This is a genomic window from Longispora fulva, from assembly GCF_015751905.1.
In the GTDB taxonomy this organism is placed as follows: Bacteria; Actinomycetota; Actinomycetes; order Mycobacteriales; family Micromonosporaceae; genus Longispora; species Longispora fulva.
Genome location: NZ_JADOUF010000001.1, coordinates 5,785,880 through 5,802,161, shown reverse-complemented (window position 1 = coordinate 5,802,161; position 16,282 = coordinate 5,785,880). Strand labels below are relative to the sequence as shown.

General features: G+C 72.9%; 15 protein-coding genes. 13 read left to right on the top strand and 2 right to left on the bottom strand.

Annotated elements, in window-relative coordinates; all coding sequences use genetic code 11:
• The first annotated feature begins 66 nt into the window (after nucleotides 1–66).
• The 12 genes from IW245_RS26155 (at nucleotide 67) to IW245_RS26100 (ending at nucleotide 10,108) form a co-directional block, all read left to right on the top strand.
• Complete coding sequence (locus IW245_RS26155) at nucleotides 67–387, top strand: PadR family transcriptional regulator (protein WP_233472935.1); 321 nt, start codon at nucleotides 67–69, stop codon at nucleotides 385–387.
• Nucleotides 381–1,274 carry a hypothetical protein gene (locus tag IW245_RS26150; protein ID WP_197005810.1) on the top strand — a complete coding sequence of 298 codons (894 nt, stop codon included), beginning with the start codon at nucleotides 381–383 and terminating at the stop codon, nucleotides 1,272–1,274. The genes IW245_RS26155 and IW245_RS26150 overlap by 7 nt, the downstream gene beginning before the upstream one ends.
• A gap of 88 nt (nucleotides 1,275–1,362) precedes the next feature.
• Entirely contained in the window at nucleotides 1,363–2,031 is a 669-nt protein-coding gene (locus tag IW245_RS26145) for a copper homeostasis protein CutC (protein ID WP_197005809.1), read from the top strand.
• A gap of 54 nt (nucleotides 2,032–2,085) precedes the next feature.
• Nucleotides 2,086–3,111, top strand: coding sequence for a dipeptidase (locus IW245_RS26140; RefSeq protein ID WP_197005808.1), 1,026 nt, complete (start codon nucleotides 2,086–2,088; stop codon nucleotides 3,109–3,111).
• Nucleotides 3,112–3,120: 9 nt separating this feature from the next.
• Nucleotides 3,121–4,515 carry a sugar porter family MFS transporter gene (locus IW245_RS26135; protein ID WP_197005807.1) on the top strand — a complete coding sequence of 465 codons (1,395 nt, stop codon included), beginning with the start codon at nucleotides 3,121–3,123 and terminating at the stop codon, nucleotides 4,513–4,515.
• 70 nt (nucleotides 4,516–4,585) lie between these two features.
• Entirely contained in the window at nucleotides 4,586–4,957 is a 372-nt protein-coding gene (locus IW245_RS26130) for a hypothetical protein (protein WP_197005806.1), read from the top strand.
• A gap of 15 nt (nucleotides 4,958–4,972) precedes the next feature.
• Nucleotides 4,973–6,073, top strand: a complete 1,101-nt coding sequence (locus IW245_RS26125; RefSeq protein ID WP_197005805.1) for an efflux RND transporter periplasmic adaptor subunit — start codon at nucleotides 4,973–4,975, stop codon at nucleotides 6,071–6,073.
• Nucleotides 6,070–6,738 (top strand): ABC transporter ATP-binding protein, encoded by a 669-nt coding sequence (locus tag IW245_RS26120; RefSeq protein WP_197005804.1) that lies wholly within the window; start codon nucleotides 6,070–6,072, stop codon nucleotides 6,736–6,738. The genes IW245_RS26125 and IW245_RS26120 overlap by 4 nt, the downstream gene beginning before the upstream one ends.
• Nucleotides 6,735–7,925 carry an ABC transporter permease gene (locus IW245_RS26115; RefSeq protein WP_197005803.1) on the top strand — a complete coding sequence of 397 codons (1,191 nt, stop codon included), beginning with the start codon at nucleotides 6,735–6,737 and terminating at the stop codon, nucleotides 7,923–7,925. Before IW245_RS26120 ends, IW245_RS26115 begins: the two co-directional genes overlap by 4 nt.
• 10 nt (nucleotides 7,926–7,935) lie before the next feature.
• A complete protein-coding gene (locus IW245_RS26110) occupies nucleotides 7,936–8,232 on the top strand; it encodes a hypothetical protein (RefSeq protein ID WP_197005802.1) in 297 nt (98 codons plus the stop codon).
• On the top strand, nucleotides 8,229–8,906 hold the full coding sequence (locus IW245_RS26105) for a response regulator transcription factor (RefSeq protein WP_197005801.1): 678 nt from the start codon (nucleotides 8,229–8,231) through the stop codon (nucleotides 8,904–8,906). The genes IW245_RS26110 and IW245_RS26105 overlap by 4 nt, the downstream gene beginning before the upstream one ends.
• Nucleotides 8,903–10,108, top strand: coding sequence for a sensor histidine kinase (locus tag IW245_RS26100; protein ID WP_197005800.1), 1,206 nt, complete (start codon nucleotides 8,903–8,905; stop codon nucleotides 10,106–10,108). Before IW245_RS26105 ends, IW245_RS26100 begins: the two co-directional genes overlap by 4 nt.
• A 79-nt stretch (nucleotides 10,109–10,187) precedes the next feature.
• Here IW245_RS26100 and IW245_RS26095 read toward each other — a convergent pair whose 3' ends face one another.
• Nucleotides 10,188–12,434: a S8 family serine peptidase gene (locus tag IW245_RS26095; RefSeq protein ID WP_231398940.1), complete on the bottom strand. Its 2,247-nt coding sequence runs from the start codon at nucleotides 12,432–12,434 to the stop codon at nucleotides 10,188–10,190.
• A gap of 117 nt (nucleotides 12,435–12,551) precedes the next feature.
• Between IW245_RS26095 and IW245_RS26090 the strand changes: the two genes are divergently transcribed.
• Entirely contained in the window at nucleotides 12,552–14,219 is a 1,668-nt protein-coding gene (locus tag IW245_RS26090) for a glycerol-3-phosphate dehydrogenase/oxidase (protein ID WP_197008686.1), read from the top strand.
• 699 nt (nucleotides 14,220–14,918) lie between these two features.
• Here the strand turns inward: IW245_RS26090 and IW245_RS26085 are convergent.
• A complete protein-coding gene (locus IW245_RS26085; protein WP_197005798.1) occupies nucleotides 14,919–16,271 on the bottom strand; it encodes an FAD-binding oxidoreductase in 1,353 nt (450 codons plus the stop codon).
• Nucleotides 16,272–16,282 lie beyond the last annotated feature (11 nt).

Below are 16,282 nucleotides of genomic sequence, written 5' to 3'. Positions count from 1 at the left end.
CTCGCCCTTTTCCATCTCCGCACCCTATGTAGACCGAAGGCATAGACCCTATGTAGAGTTCTGGGGGTGACGGATGACGTGCGACTCACGGTCCCGGTGGCCAAGGTGCTCGCCGCGTTCCTGGCCGATGTCGAGGTCGAGCGCTACGGGCTCGACCTCATGCACCAGACCGGCCTGGCCAGCGGCAGCCTCTACCCGATCCTGACCCGGCTTGTCGGCGCCGGCTGGCTGGAGACCCAGTGGGAGGACGTCGACCCGGTGGCGGCCGGTCGACCGGCCCGGCGCTACTACAGCCTCACCGCCGAGGGCGTGTCGAGATCCCAGGCGGCGTTGCGCGCCCTGCGGCAGGACACCAGCCCGGTACCCGTGGTGCGGCCGGCATGGTGACCCGGCTGTCGCACTGGCTGCTCCGGATCGCCGTGCGCCGCTGGCCCGGGCGGCTGCGGGCGGAGGTCGCCCGCGAGTGGGACGCGGAGCTGAGTGCGATCGACCGCGGCTGGCGGCGGCTGACCTTCTCGGCGAGCCTGGCCTGCGCCCGGCCGCCGCACCGTGCCAGCCTTCCGCTCCGGAGTCTGTGGCGGCCCGGACTGACCATGCTGCTCGCCCCGCTGGGCGGGTTGCTCGGCGAGATGTGCGTCTACCTGGTGCTGTTCCTCCGGGACGCGCTGCAGGCGTCCGCGCTGGTGGACAACATCGTGCTCTACGCGGCGCTCCTGGGCCTCGCGACGGTCGCCGCGCTGGTCGGCCACTGGATCGGCGCCGAGCAGCGCACCTCGGCGGGTACCAGGCTCGTCGCGCTCGTGGTGCTGGCGGCGGCCACGGCCACCCTGCTCGGCGGCATCGACGCCCTGAACTCGAGGGATCCGGGCCGCCAGGCCAGGGTTCTGGTGGCGATCGGGTGCTGGGCGGTGGGTCTGGCTGCCACGTCCACGGCGGTGTCCCGGCTGACCGGGCGGGCGCGTGCGCTGGTCGTGCGGGGCGTCGCGCTGCTCGGTGGGCTCCTGTCGCTGTATCTGGCGATCGGCGCCCAGGTCGTCCAGCTGTACGGCGCGCAGACCCCGTGGTCCCTGGCGCCGTGGTGGCTGCCGGGCGCGCTGTTCGGGTCCGATCTCGGCCCCGAGGCGTACCCCTGGCTCGACTGGGGCAACTCCGGCGCGTATTTCGATCGAATGTCCTATGTCATGCCGTTCGCCACCGTTTTCGCCCTGGCCTACCTGCTCTCCGCCGCCCGTCGGGAGGCGGGCGAGGCTGCGGCGGGCGGCTCGGTCGCCTGAGTTCGAGTCCGATATGGACAGTGTTCGGGTACGGTGCCGGTGGCCCCGGTAGCACAGACACCTCGGGTAATTTGAAACAATCCTGTTCATGACGCGCGCCCTGCTGGAGATCATCGCCCTGGACGCCCTCGACGCGTCCGCCGCCGAGGCCGGCGGCGCCGACCGCCTGGAACTCGTCTCGGACATGCGCGCCGACGGCCTTACCCCGACCGTCGAGACGGTCGCGGCCGTCCGGGCCGCCACCAGTCTCCCGTTGCGGGTGATGCTCCGGTCCCGGGCCGGGTTCCAGACCGACGAGCGGGACCTCGACGAGCTGACCGCCGTCGCAGGCCAGCTGATCGACGCCGGCGCCGACGGATTCGTGCTGGGCTTCCTGACGGGTACCGGGGAGATCGACGCCCCGGCCACCACGCGGCTGGCCGGGGCGCTGCGAGGTCGACCGTGGACCTTCCACCGGGCCATCGACCACGCGGTCGGCCCCGACGCATGGGAGGTCGTGTGCGCCCTGCCAGGGCTGGACGCGGTGCTCACCGCGGGATCGCCCGACGGGCTCGGCGTCGGGCTCGACACGTTGCTCGCCCGGGACCCGGCCCTGATCCTCGCCGGGGGCGGGCTCACGGCGGCGCACGTGCCGGTGCTGCGGGACCGGGGGGTGCGGGCGTTCCATGTCGGGAGCGCGGCCCGGGGCGATGGTGGCTGGGAGGCCGCGGTGAGCGCGGAGCGGGTCGCGGAGTGGCGCGCGGTGGTCTCGGGCTGAGCCGACGGCCCGAGCAGGGCATGCGGTGATCACCGGCTTTGTAGGATGCGCCGCATGAGGATCATCGACGGGCACAACGACCTGGCCTGGCAGCTGCGCGTCCGGTACGGCTACGACCTGGACCGCTGCGACCTCGCAACCGACCAGACCGCCACCGGCCTGCAGACCGACCTGCCCAGGCTGCGGGCCGGCGGGGTCGCGGCCCAGTTCTGGTCCGTCTGGGTCGACCAGGAGCTGCCCGACCCGGTGACCGCCACGTTGGAGCAGGTCGACGCCGTGCACGACCTGGTCCGGCGCCACGGGGACCTGGAGTTCGCCGCCACCGCCGCCGACGTCGAGCGGGCCTGGGAACGCGGCCGGGTCGCGTCGCTGCTCGGGGCGGAGGGCGGGCACCAGATCGACTCCTCGCTGGGCGTGCTGCGGATGCTGCACCGGCTGGGGGTGCGGTACCTGACGCTGACGCACATCAAGAACATCCCGTGGGCGGACAGTGCGACGGACGAGCCGGTGGTCGGCGGGCTGACCGACTTCGGGCACGACGTGGTGCGCGAGCTGAACCGGCTGCGGATGATGGTGGACCTCTCGCACGTCGCGCCGAGCACGATGCACGCGGCCCTGGACACGTCGAACGCCCCGGCGTTCTTCTCACACTCCTCGGCGCGCGGGCTGTGCGACCATCCGCGCAACGTGCCCGACGACGTCCTGGGCCGGGTGCGCGACACCGAGGGGCTCGTGATGGTGACGTTCGTGCCGTGGTTCCTGACCGAGGAGTGTCGGGCCTGGGCGGACGAGAAGGACAAACAGGAGGATGCCGAGGCCTGGTTGGCGGCCAACCCGCTGCCCCCGGTGGGGGTGTCCGACGTCGCCGACCACGTGGAGTACGTCCGGGACGTCGCTGGGGTCGCGCACGTCGGCCTGGGCGGCGACTACGACGGGGTCGAGGCGCTGCCGTCGGGGTTGGAGGATGTCGCCGGCTATCCGCGGCTGCTCGACGAGCTGCGTCGGCGGCGCTGGTCGGAGGCGGACCTGGCGGCGTTGGCGCACGGCAATGCGCTGCGGGTGATGCGAGCAAGCCTATAGATTTGCGACATGACCGAAATCTCGGAAGTCGGCCAGCGGCACGGCGCGGTGCTCTTCGTGTCCGGATCGGCCGCGATCGGCGGCTTCCTGTTCGGCTACGACACCGCGGTCATCAACGGCACGGTCGACGCGGTCAAGGCCGACTTCGGACTGTCCTCAGCGGTGCTCGGCTTCGTGGTCTCCTCGGCGCTGCTCGGCTGCGCCGTGGGGGCCTGGTTCGCCGGGCCGCTGGCCGACCGGTGGGGCCGGCTGCGGGTCATGCTGCTCGCCGCGATCCTGTTCGGGATCAGCGCGCTCGGGTCGGCGCTGTCGTTCGGGCCGGTCAGCCTGACCGGGTGGCGGCTGGTGGGCGGGTTCGCGGTGGGGGCCGCGTCGGTGATCGCACCGGCGTACATCGCGGAGATCTCGCCCGCCGACATCCGGGGCCGGCTCGGTTCCCTGCAACAGCTCGCCATCGTGTCCGGCATCTTCGCCTCGCTGCTCATCGACTACCTGCTGGCCCGCTCGGCCGGTGGGGCCGGCGAGTCGGTGCCGTGGGGCGGAGCGGCGTGGCGGTGGATGTTCGCCTCGGCGATGCTCCCGGCCCTCGTCTACGGGGTGCTGGCCCTCCAGATCCCCGAGTCGCCCCGGTACCTGGTGAAGGTGAAGAAGCTCGACCGGGCGCGCGACGTGCTGCGGCGCTTCGTCGGCGGGGACGTCGACGGCCGGATGAGCGAGATCGTCCGGTCCCTGGCCGGCGGCGACCAGGCCGTCAACCTGCGCGACCTGCGCGGGCCGGTGCTCGGCCTGCGCGGCATCGTCTGGGTGGGGATCCTGCTGTCGGTGTTCCAGCAGTTCGTCGGCATCAACGTGATCTTCTACTACTCCACGACGCTCTGGCAGGCCGTCGGGTTCGCCGAGTCCGACGCGATGCTCACCTCCGTGATCACGTCCGTCACCAATATCGTCACCACCCTGGTCGCGATCTCGCTGATCGACCGGGTCGGCCGCCGCCCGCTGCTGATCGTCGGGGCGGCCGGCATGGTGCTGTCGCTGGGCGCGATGGCGTGGGCGTTCTCCACGGCCAGCGGATCGGGGACCGACCTGGTGCTCGGGGCTGCCGAGGGGAAGGTCGCGCTGGTGGCCGCCAACGTGTACGTCTTCGCGTTCGGGATGAGCTGGGGCCCCGTGGTGTGGGTGCTGCTCGGTGAGATGTTCAACAACCGGATCCGGGCCACGGCGTTGGCCGTGGCCGCCGCCGCGCAGTGGATCGCCAACTGGATCATCACGGTGACGTTCCCGCCGCTGGCGAGCGTGGGGCTGACCCTGGCGTACGGGCTGTACACGATGTTCGCGTTCCTGGCCCTGATCTTCGTGCTCCGGTTCGTCAGGGAGACGAAGGGGCGGGAACTGGAGGACATGTAGCCGCCGGCTCATAGGGTTCTCACAGGAAGTTGTCAGGGCGGGCATAGGTCGTGATGGTGGGGTACCCACCATGAGAAGACTGCTGCTCGCCGGGCTCGTGGTGCTCGCACTGGCCGGGTGCGGTGGGCCGGCGCCCGCGCAGTCCGCGCCGAAGGACGCCGGGGCGCCCAGTTGCCAGCGGCCCACCGACAGGCCCACCGACCGGCCGGGCGGCTGGCCGAGCGGCAGGCCCACCGACCGGCCCTTCGGGTACCCGTCAGGTCGGCCTTCCGGTTTTCCCACCGACCGTGGCAACCGCCCCTCCGGCTTCCCCAGCGACCGGCCGACCGCCCGGCCCACCGACGGCCGCTCGGGCGGCCCTGGCGGCATGCGCGGCTGCTTCAGCCCGAGGCCCCGGCGCAGCGAAGCGCCCGGCCAGCCCACTCCCGAAGCCACCCCCTGATCGTTGAGGACCTCCATGCGCAATCCCAGGCGACGTCGCCTCGTCATCATCAACAGCGCCCTCGCCCTCCTGATCGTGGCCGGCGGCATCGGCGCCTACCTCGCCCTGCGCTCGCCGGCGAAGGCCGAGTCGAAGGCCGGCGTCCGCACGGTCGCGGTCGCGAAGGGCAACGTCAGCGCGACGATCTCCGCGAGCGGCACCGTGACGGCGGCGAAGATCCTGAACGTGGACTTCACGGCCGCCGGCAAGATCAGCGACGTGAAGGTCAAAGCCGGCCAGGTGGTGAAGGCCGGCGACGTGCTGGCCACCCTGGACACCAAGGTGCTGGAGCAGAACTCCAACGCCGCCTGGGCGGCCGTCACCTCCGCGAAGGCGGATCTCACCGCCGCGCAGACCGCCACGAAGGTCGACGCCTCCCAGGTCGCCCGTGCCCAGTCCTCGCTGGTCTCCGCGCAGGCCAAGGCCGAGCAGGCCGACGACGCGCTGGACAGCTCGACCCTGAAGGCGCCCTCGGCGGGCACGCTGCTGGCCGTCAACGCCGAGGTCGGCGGTTCGAGCAGCGGCGGCGGGACAAAGACGGCTTCGACGGGTACGAACGCCGGCACCCCGCTCTTCCAGCTCACCGACCTGACGAATCTCCAGGTCCGGGCCGTGTTCACGGAGGCGGACAGTCTCAAGGTCCAGGTGGGCCAGGCCGTGACCGTCGCACTGAACGCCGCCCCCGGCAAGCCGGCCCCCGGCAAGGTCGCCGTCGTCGACCCGACCCCGACCACCCAGAACAGCGTCGTCACCTACGGGGTGACCGTGACGTTCGACCAGCTGCCGGCGGAGGTGCGGCTCGGGCAGTCGGCCTCGATCACCGTGGTCACCGGCGCGAAGGAGGGCGTGCTGGTCGTCCCGACGAGCGCGGTGCGCGGCTCGGGCAACCGGGCGAGCGTGACCGTGGTCGACGCGGCCGGGGCCCAGTCGGCCAAGCCGGTGCAGCTCGGGTTGCAGGGCGACCTGTACACGGAGGTCACCGGGGGCCTGGCCGAGGGCGAGAGGATCGTGCTCGCGACGACCGGCGGGGCCAACCCGCAGCCGACCACCCAGCGTGGCACCGGTCGGACCCGATGAGACCGGTCATCGAGGTCCGCGACCTCACCAAGGTGTACGGATCCGGGGAGGCGGCCGTGCACGCCCTCCGCGGCGTCTCCCTGACCGTGGATCCCGGCGACTACGTGGCCATCATGGGCTCCTCCGGCTCGGGCAAGTCCACCCTGATGCACGTCCTGGGCTGCCTGGACACCCCGACCTCCGGCAGCTACCACCTCGACGGGATCGACGTCGCCGAACTCGACGACGACAGCCAGGCCCTGGTCCGCAACCGCCGGATCGGCTTCGTGTTCCAGGCGTTCAACCTGATCCCGAGGACCTCGGCGCTGGCCCAGGTGGAACTGCCGCTCGCCTATGCCAAGGTGCCCCGTAAGCAGCGCCGCGAACGGGCACTGGCCGCACTGGAGACGGTCGGGCTCAGCGACCGCATCGACCACCTGCCCAACGAGTTGTCCGGCGGCCAGCAGCAGCGGGTCGCGATCGCCCGCGCACTGGTCACCGAGCCGGCGCTGCTGCTGGCCGACGAGCCGACCGGCAACCTGGACAGCCACTCCACCGAGGACGTCCTCGACGTCCTGGACGGCCTGAACAAGAAGGGCGTCACCATCGCGCTCATCACGCACGAGGACCACGTCGCCGAGCGGGCGCACCGGGTGATTCGGCTCCGGGACGGAGAGATCCTGTGAGGGAGGCGGTCCGCGGCCTGTCCGCGAACAAGCTCCGGTCGGCGCTGACCGTGCTGGGCATCCTGATCGGGGTCGGCGCCGTGATCATGCTGGTGGCGTACGGCAACGGGTCGGCGAAGGCCGTGCAGTCCAGCATCGAGAGCCTGGGCAGCAACACCCTGACCGTGCAGGGCAACCGGACCGGGGGCGGCCGGGCGGCCACCGCGGCGCAGGCCCAGTCCGGGGAGCTGACCCTGGCCGACGCCGAGTCGCTGCTGGACAGGTCGCTGGTACCCGACGCGCTGAGTGTCTCCCCGATCGTCACGACGTCGCTGACGGCCGTGCGCGAGTCGACGTCGCACCCGGTTCCCCAGGTGATCGGCACCGAGCCCGGCTACCTCGCCGCGTCCAACACGAAGCTGGCGAGCGGGGAGCTGTTCGGCGAGGGGGACAACCGGCGGGTGGTCGTGCTGGGCCAGACCGTGGCCGGCGAGCTGTTCGGCCGGACCAGCCCGCTCGGGCAGACCATCACCCTCGGCGGGGTGCGGTTCACAGTGTCCGGGGTGCTGGCGGCCAAGGACACCGCCGGCTTCACCGACCCGAACGACACCGTGATCGTGCCGATCGGGGCCCTGCGGGAGAGCGTTTCCGGGTACGGAGCCCTGTCCTCCATCCTCGTGCAGGCCGCCAGCGCCGACACCACGGACCTCGCCCAGGTGGAGGTGCTCAACGTGCTCAACGCCCGGCACCGGGTGACCAGCGCGACCAGCCCGTTCCGGGTGCAGAACCAGGCCCAGTTGCTGGCGACCCGGACGGCGACGGCGGACACGTTCACGTTCCTGCTCGGCGCGGTCGCGGCGATCAGCCTGCTGGTCGGCGGGATCGGGGTCACCAACATCATGCTGGTCACGGTCACCGAGCGGACCAGGGAGATCGGGATCCGCAAGGCGCTGGGCGCGCCCCGGGGCACGATCCTCGGCCAGTTCCTGCTGGAGGCCACGGCGTTGAGCCTGATCGGCGGCGGCCTGGGTGTGCTCGTGGCCCTGATCGGCAGTACGTTCACGATCGGCGGGGTGCAGCCGGTGATCGTGCCCAGCTCGGTCGCGCTGGCTCTCGGGGTCTCCGTCGCGATCGGCCTGTTCTTCGGTAGTTTCCCCGCGCACCGGGCCGCCTCGATGCGCCCGATTGAGGCACTTCGCTATGAATAAGGTGGCTATGGTGAACGACGTGGAGGCCCAACTCGCGGACGCGCTGGCGCGCCAGCGCAGGAGCTGGCGGCTGCCCAGGAGCACGGCGATCCTGCTCGGGATCGTGCTGGTCGTGGCGGGGTTCGTCGGCGGGGCGTACACGACGCGGCAGGTGCTGACCCCGACCCCGGCGGCGACCAATCCGCAGCAGCAGTTCCCCGGCGGCGGCAACTTCCAGGGCGGCTTCAACCGGGGCGGCAACGGGGGCACGGGTGGCGCCGGCACCGGGGGCACGGGCGGGCAGCCGGCCGGCGGCGGCACGCGGTGACCGCCCGGCTGCTCGTCGTCGAGGACGAGCCCGACATCCGCGAGCTGCTCAGCGGCGGCTTGCGGTACGCGGGCTACGACGTCACGGCCGTGGCCACCGGCGGCGAGGCGCTGCGCTGCGCCGCCGGGCACCCGCCCGACCTGGTCGTCCTCGACGTGATGCTGCCGGACCTCGACGGCTTCACGGTGCTCAAGCAGCTCCGCACCATCGTGGACGCCCCGGTCGTGTTCCTCACCGCGCGCAGCGACGTCGACGACCGGGTCACCGGCCTCACCCTCGGCGGCGACGACTACGTCACCAAGCCGTTCGCGTTGGAGGAGCTGATCGCGCGGATCGGGGCGGTGCTCCGCCGGACCGCCGAGGCGCCCACCGGCCGGATCTCCGTGGGCGACCTGGAACTCGACGAGGACAGCCACGAGGTGCGCCGCGCCGGGCAGCTCGTCGCGCTGTCGCCGACGGAGTTCCGGCTGCTGCGGTATCTGATGCTCAACGCCGGGCGGGTCGTGTCGAAGACCCAGATCCTCGACCGGGTGTGGAGCTACGACTACCACGGGGAGGCGAACATCGTGGAGCTGTACGTCTCGTACCTGCGGAAGAAGGTGGACAACCACGGTCCCCGACTGATCAACACCCTGCGCGGGGTCGGCTACGTCCTGCGGGCCCCGAGGGCATGAGACGGGCCCCGCTCTGGCTCAGGCTGGTGGCCGGCGTCCTGGCGCTGGTGTCCGCGACCCTGCTGATCACGGGATTCGCCGGCACCCGGCTGCTGCGGCACTACCTGATGGCGCAGACCGAGAAGCGCCTGGTCGCCACGGCCGAGCGGGTCCGGCACTTCCCGCGCACCTCCACGTCCACGTCCCGGCCGAGCGGCCGGCAGGAACTGCCCAGCGACTACGTCGTGCAGAGTTACGCCGCCGACGGCACCCTGACGCTGACCCTCGACTCCGGGGACCAGGCCCCGCCGAAGGTGCGGCCCGGCCCGCTCGACCGGCCGTACGTCGACGGGGACTGGCTCGTGGTCCGGGTCGACCAGCGCGAGGGCGGCTACCTCGCGGTCGGCACCCGGCTGACCGGCGTCGACGACACCGTGGACCGCCTGGCGACCATCAACCTGGGCGTGGCGGCGGTCGCCCTGCTCGCCCTCGGGGTGGCCTGCTGGGGGCTGGCCCGCACCCTGGGCCGGATCGAGGCCGCGCTGCTCAGCCGGGAGGCCTCCGAGCAGGCGGCGGTGTCGGCGGCCGAGCAGATGCGCCGGTTCGTCGGCGAGGCCTCGCACGAGCTGCGCACCCCGGTCACCACCATTCGGGGGTACGCCGACGTGTTCCGCCAGCAGCGCGCCTCCCTGGAGTTGGCCGACGCCGACCGGATCATCGACCGGATCTCCGCCCAGGCGGTCAGGATGTCCGGGCTGGTGGACGATCTGCTGCTGCTCGCGCAGCTCGACCAGCACCGGCCGCTCGCCGCGGAGCGGGTGGACCTGTTGGACGTCGCGGCGGACGTGGTGCTCGACGACCTGACGGACCGGGTGACGTTGACCGGGGAGTCCTCGTCGGTGGTGGGGGATCCGGTGCGGTTGCGGCAGGCGGTGGGCAATCTCGTGGACAACGCGCTGCGGCACACGGCCGGGCCGGTGTCGGTCGTGGTCGGGCCAGGGGTGGTGGACGTGGTCGACGAGGGGCCGGGGATTCCGGCGGAGCACGCCGATCGGATCTTCGAGCGGTTCTACCGGGTGGGTTCGACGCGGGCCGCGGCGTCTTCGGGGGCGGGGCTCGGTCTGGCGATCGTGGCGGCGATCGCTGCCGCGCATGGCGGGGCGGTGGCCCTGGAGGCCTCGGACAGCGGGGCGCATTTCCGGTTGACGTTGCCGGGCGCGTAGCGCGGGGGTGATCTGCAACGTGAGGCGGGCGGGGCGCGGAGCGCCCCGCCCGCACCCCGCACGGCCGTGACCTGCCGCGTCAGCGTGCCGCCCGCGCCGCGGTCACCGCGGCCGCCGCGTCCACCAGCCCCGCCCCGCGCACGTTCTCCGGATCCCCGCCGCAGGCGTCGATCGGCTCGCTCGCCTTGTCCACCTTCGTCACCGGGGACGCCGTGGCCCGCAGGATCTGCCGGGTGCGGTCGACGTCGCCGATCAGCGCCGGGTTCGCCGACCACATCAGGGCCACCACCCCGGCGACGTGCGGGGTGGCCATCGAGGTGCCGTCCAGCGCCGCGTACCCGCCGCCGGGCATCGCCGACACCACCCCCTCGCCGGGCGCGACCACGTCGGGTTTGACCCGGCCGCCGGCCGGCCCCCGGCTGGAGAACGACGTGACCTCCCGGTCCTTGTTCACCGCCCCGACGGTGAGGCTCTCCGGGTACAGCGCCGGCACGTCGTCGGCCGTCCCGCACGCGGGTCCGCTGTTGCCGGCCGCCGCGACGAAGAAGATCCCGGCTGCCTTGAGCCCCTTCAGCGCCTGGGCGAGCGTGTCGTGGTCGCAGCCCTCCTCCGGCGGGCAGCCCCACGAGTTGGTGAGGATGTTGGGCGCGCGGGTCGGGTCGCCGCCCGGGGCGAGCATGAACTGCAGGCAGTCGAGGTAGTAGGCCGGGTTGGCCATGTTCCGGTCGAGGTTGACGCAGCCGATCCACTTCGCCTCGGGGGCGACGCCGATCCCGCCCCGGCCGAGGGCGCTGCCCAGGGTGTGGGTGCCGTGGCCGCCGTGGTCCTGGGGCGTCTTCGAGCCGTTCCACGGGTCGTACCAGGAGTCGGATCCACCCCGGTACCCGTCCGCGACGGCCGGGACCATGCCCACCCCGGAGTCGGAGGTGCCGATCACGATGCCCTGGCCGCGCGCGCCGGTCTCCCAGGCCGTCGGGGCGCCGATCAGGTTCAGGTTCCACTCCGGCTCGGTGGGCGCCGGCAGGGTGCCCTTGGCGACTTCGGGTCCTTCGGGGAGCGGGCGCAGGTGCGGGCTGGTCAGCACCCGGTCGACGTCGTCGCGGGCGGACAGCCAGGCCCGGGTGACCGGGTCGCTGGCGTCGACCTCGACGGCGTTGACCAGGTAGTACGCCCGGTAGCCGAGGCTGAGGTCCCGGAGGGCCGCGAGCAGGCCACGCTGGGACGCCTCCGCGTGCCCCCGCAGCGCCGCCTGTACGGCCGTGCCGTGCACGCCGTCCAGGTTCGCCTGGGACTTGAGGATCACGAACATCCGGTCGCCGTGGAAGCCGGGCCGGCCGACTCCGAAGTAGACGCCGAGGCCGGCGAGGAGCATGAGGACCGCGACCGTGCCGGCGAGCACGGGACGACCGGCCTCGCGGGGGACGGCCAACCCGTAACCGACGAAGAGCAGGACCGCGACGGCCAGTGAGCCGGCGACGGCGAGCAGGGCCCAGTAGCCGATGTCGCGGGTTTCGAGGTTGAGGAGCAGCGACAGTTCCTCGGGGTCGACGAAGGCGAGGGGGCCGAGGGTGGCCGCGCTGACCAGGGCCGCGACGCCGGCCGGCCGGTGCAGGGCCGCCGCGGCGAACCCGAGCGGCGGCAGGACGGCCATCAGGAGCAGGTTCGGCCCCCACGCGCCGGACGACGCCGCGACCAGCAGCAGCGCGACGCCCGCGACGAGCCCGCCGACCCACAGCAGCCGGGCCCGGCCGGGGATCCGGAACGGGATCCAGAACCGCGAGTCGAGCAGCTCGCCGGCGCACGCCCCGACGGCGGCGCAGACCAGCACCGCGAGCACCGACTCCACCCAGCCGCCGAGCGATCCGGCCCACGCCCACGGCAGCGCCGAGGCGAGCCCGGCGGCCAGTCCCCAGCCGAACGCGTCGCGTTCGCGGTCCCGCTTCCGGTGCGCCCAGCGGGCGACCACGGCCACCACCCCGAAGATCAGGAACTGACAGAACAGCAACCATTCGTGGTACGCCACGGGCACGGCCCTGCTCACCGCCAGCACCCCCACCAGCCCGGCCCCGCCCAGCCACGCGGCCCCGGAGGCCTGAACGGCCGGCCGTCCCGAGAACCGCAGCAACGCCGCCGGCACGGCGACCAGCAGCGCGTTGATCACGCCGACCACCACGCCCCCGGCCAGCGGCGCGTCCTGCCCGAAGCTGGGCAGGACGTCTGAGACGAGCCACCAGCCGCCCTGCAGCGCCCAGGTGACGCCGACCGTCCACAGGCCGACGAAGACGGCCGCGACCACCGACCAGGGCGAGCGTGATTCAGGCTGCATAACGGGACGATATCCGTGGCCAACCGATACCGTGGGCATGTGCGCCGTGATCCGAGTGAGTCCCGTTACACCCAGAGCCGTCTTTCCCCGGAGCGGCGAGCCGCCGACCTCGCACGGATGCGGACCGAGAAGTTCGACGTGCTGGTCATCGGTGGCGGGGTGACCGGGGTCGGCGCGGCGCTCGACGCCGCGAGCCGAGGCCTGTCGGTGGCCCTGGTCGAGGCCCGCGACTTCGCGTCCGGCACCTCCTCACGGTCCTCGAAGCTGATCCACGGCGGCCTGCGCTACCTGGAGCAGTTGGAGTTCCCGCTGGTCTACGAGGCGCTGCGGGAACGAGGCCTCCTGTTGACCCGGCTCGCCCCGCACCTGGTCCGCCCGGTGCCCTTCCTGGTGCCGCTGACGGCCCGGGTCTGGCAGCGCGCCTACTACGGCGCCGGCGTCGCCCTCTACGACTCGATGGCCTCGGTGCTCGGCTTCGGCCGGGGCATCCCGTGGCACCGGCACCTGTCCCGGACGGCGGCCAAGCGCCGGTTCCCGTCCCTGCGCGACGACCAGCTGATCGGCGCGATCAAGTACTACGACGGCCAGGTCGACGACGCCCGCTTCGTGGCGACGATCGCCCGGACGGCCGCGTCCCTCGGGGCGGCTGTGGCCACCTCGACCCGGGTCGTGGACGTGCTCCGCGACGCCCGCGAGGTCGTCGGCGTCCGGGTCCGGGACATGGAGTCCGGGGACGAGTTCGACGTGCGGGCCCGGACCGTGATCGCCGCGACCGGGGTGTGGTCCGACGACATCGCCGAGATGCTCGGCACGAAGAAGCGCGGCCTGCGGGTCCGGGCTTCCAAGGGCATCCACCTGGTGGTGCCGCGCTCGGCGATCTCCGGCGACGACGGCCTGATCCTGCGCACCGAGAAGTCCGTGCTGTTCGTCATCCCGTGGGGCGGGCACTGGATCATCGGCACCACCGACACCGACTGGCAGCTCGACCGCTCGCACCCGGCGGCGTCGGGCCGCGACATCGCGTACCTGCTCGAACATGTCAACGCCGTCCTCGACCGGCCGATCGCCGTCTCCGACATCGAGGGCGTGTACGCGGGCCTGCGTCCCCTGCTGTCCGGCGAGTCCGAGGAGACCTCGAAGCTGTCCCGCGAGCACGCGGTCGTCGAGCCGATGCTGGGCCTGATGGTGGTGGCCGGCGGCAAGTACACGACGTACCGGGTGATGGCGGCCGACGTCGTCGACAAGGCGGCTTCCCGGCTGCCGGGCACCCCGGCGTCGCGCACCCAGGACATCCCGCTGATCGGCGCGGACGGCTACGAGCACGCCTGGCAGAACCGCGCGGACATCGCCCGCCGGCACGGGGTGTCCGTCGGGGTGCTCGAACACCTCCTCGAACGCTACGGCGCGCTGTACACCGAGATCCTCGACGTCGCGGACGAGTACCCGGGCCCGCTGGACGGCGCCCCCGAATACCTGGCGGCCGAGGTCGTGTACGCGGCCCGGGCCGAGGGCGCGCTGCACCTCGACGACGTGCTGACCCGGCGTACCCGGATCTCGATCGAGACCGTCCACCGGGGAGTGGAGTCCGCCCCGCACGCCGCGCGGCTCATGGGCGACGTGCTCGGCTGGTCGGCGGAGACCGCGACCAACGAGATCACGCACTACGTGGCCCGGGTGCAGGCGGAGCGCGAGTCCCAGCGGATGCCGGACGACCAGACGGCCGACGCCGCCCGGCTGGGCGCCCCGGACGTGCGCGGCTACGCCCCGGACCCGGCCTCGGCCTGACCCGGCCACCGCCACGTGGCCGCGGCCCGATTCCGGAAAGTCGCCGGCTTTCCCGGCCAGCCGCCGGCGACCTTCCGGTGCCGGCCGGCCGGGCCGGACGTCCTTGCGGCGACCGGCCGCCGGTCCCACCCGACAAAGGGCATCGACCGGCACCAGTGATACGCACTTGTGACGAAAATTCGACCGGCCCGGAGCCCCGCACTCCGTAATGTGGCGATATGACATCCACCGTTCGGCCGACTGGCACCCTGATCGTTGGGTTGATAAGCGGGGTCGTCCTGGGCGCCGTCCTGCCGGTGCTCGGCGCGGCGGCCGGCGTGCTGTCCTGGCCCGGTGGGCACACCGGCGAGGCGCACCTCGGCTGGCGGTTCGGCCTGGCCGGCTCGGCGGTGATCATCGCGGCGGCGTTCACCCGGTTCCGCACCGGCGGCTCGGATCTGCGGGTCGTGGCCAGCGCCGCCAGCGGTGGCCTGGTCGCCGTCCCGCTCGCCGCCGCGGCCGCCTCGTGGGGCCGGCTCTACGGCGGGGTCACCGGCCCGGCCGAGGCCGGGGTCTGGGCGCTCGGCGGGGTGCTCGCCGGAGCGCTGATCGGGCTCGCCCTGCTCACCGACCGGCTGCCGAAGCTGTCAGCGAGGGACGAGTGGCGGTTTCCGGGTGACCGGACGGCCGTGGAGTGGGCGGAGCTCGACCTCCAGTGGGTCAGGGGGCCGGAATCACCTTCCCCGGGTTCAGCAGTCCTCGCGGATCGAGGGCGGCTTTTATCGCGTGATGGACGCGCACGCCGACGGGGCCGAGCTCCCGGGCCAGCCAGTCGCGTTTGAGCAGCCCCACCCCGTGCTCGCCGGAGCAGGTGCCGCCGAGCGCGAGCCCCAGGGCCATGATCTCGTCGAACGCCGCCTGACAGGCCGGCACGTTGTCCTCGGTGACGACGATGTTCGGGTGCATGTTCCCGTCCCCGGCGTGCCCGACCACCCCGATCGTCACCGCGTGCTCCGCCGCGATCCGGTCGATGCCGTCGAGCAGCTCGGCCAGCCGTGAGACCGGTACCGCGACGTCGTCGATGATCAGCTTGCCGAGTCGCTCCATCGCCGGATGCGCGAGCCGCCGGGCCGCCAGCAGGCCCACCGTCTCCGCCTCGTCCGTGGCGACGTGCACCTCGGTGGCCCCGGCCGCCCGGCACAGTGCGGCGATGCCCTCCAGCTCGTGGTCGGCGGTGTCCACGGCGGCCAGCAGCAGCGCGGCGGCGTCGGTGGGCAACCCCTGCGGCCGGTACGCCTCGATGGCCGCCAGGTGGGTCCGGTCGAGCAGCTCCAGCAGGCTCGGGGTGTGCCCGCCGGCCACGATCGAGGTCACGGCCGCCCCGGCCGCGGCGGTGGTCGGGAAGATCGCGGCGAGCCCCCGGGACACGCCGGGCACCGGCCGCAGTCCCAGCGTGATCTCGGTGATGACGCCCAGGGTGCCCTCGGAGCCGACGAACAGCTTCGTCAGGTCGTAGCCGGCGACGCCCTTCGCGGTCCGTCTGCCGGTGCGCAGCACCTCCCCGTCGGCGAGCACGACCTCGAGCCCGAGCACGTACCGGCTGGTCACGCCGTACTTCACGCAGCACATGCCGCCGGCGTCCGTGGACACGTTGCCGCCGATCGTCGAGGACTCCCACGAGCCGGGGTCCGGTGGGTACGTCAGGCCGTGTTCGGCCACCGCCGCGCTGATCGCCGAGTTGACCACCCCGGGCTGCACGACGGCCAGCCGGTTGACCGGGTCGATCTCCAGGATGTCGGTCATCGCGGTCATGCTGAGCACCACGCAGCCGTCGAGGGCGTTCGCGCCGCCGGCCAGCCCGGTGCGGGCGCCCTGGGGGACGATCGGGACCCCGTACCCCCCGGCGATCCTGACGACCTGGACCACGTCGGCGGTCGAGCGGGGCCGGACCACGGCGAGCGGCACCCCGGCCGGACACAGATCCGCCTCGTCCCGCCGGTACGTCTCCAGAACGTCGGGGTCGGTGAGCACCCGGTCGCCGAGCGCGGCGGCGAGATCGTCGGTCAGTCCCATACGGGAACCGT

What these genes read in the sequence shown, in the direction of transcription:
- IW245_RS26130 (WP_197005806.1), top strand. Translation starts at nt 4,586, where the DNA reads ATGAGAAGACTGCTGCTCGCCGGGCTCGTGGTGCTCGCACTGGCCGGG.
- IW245_RS26140 (WP_197005808.1), top strand. Translation starts at nt 2,086, where the DNA reads ATGAGGATCATCGACGGGCACAACGACCTGGCCTGGCAGCTGCGCGTC.
- IW245_RS26150 (WP_197005810.1), top strand. Translation starts at nt 381, where the DNA reads ATGGTGACCCGGCTGTCGCACTGGCTGCTCCGGATCGCCGTGCGCCGC.
- IW245_RS26145 (WP_197005809.1), top strand. Translation starts at nt 1,363, where the DNA reads ATGACGCGCGCCCTGCTGGAGATCATCGCCCTGGACGCCCTCGACGCG.
- IW245_RS26125 (WP_197005805.1), top strand. Translation starts at nt 4,973, where the DNA reads ATGCGCAATCCCAGGCGACGTCGCCTCGTCATCATCAACAGCGCCCTC.
- IW245_RS26085 (WP_197005798.1), bottom strand. Translation starts at nt 16,271, where the DNA reads ATGGGACTGACCGACGATCTCGCCGCCGCGCTCGGCGACCGGGTGCTC.
- IW245_RS26120 (WP_197005804.1), top strand. Translation starts at nt 6,070, where the DNA reads ATGAGACCGGTCATCGAGGTCCGCGACCTCACCAAGGTGTACGGATCC.
- IW245_RS26100 (WP_197005800.1), top strand. Translation starts at nt 8,903, where the DNA reads ATGAGACGGGCCCCGCTCTGGCTCAGGCTGGTGGCCGGCGTCCTGGCG.
- IW245_RS26095 (WP_231398940.1), bottom strand. Translation starts at nt 12,434, where the DNA reads ATGCAGCCTGAATCACGCTCGCCCTGGTCGGTGGTCGCGGCCGTCTTC.
- IW245_RS26090 (WP_197008686.1), top strand. Translation starts at nt 12,552, where the DNA reads ATGCGGACCGAGAAGTTCGACGTGCTGGTCATCGGTGGCGGGGTGACC.
- IW245_RS26135 (WP_197005807.1), top strand. Translation starts at nt 3,121, where the DNA reads ATGACCGAAATCTCGGAAGTCGGCCAGCGGCACGGCGCGGTGCTCTTC.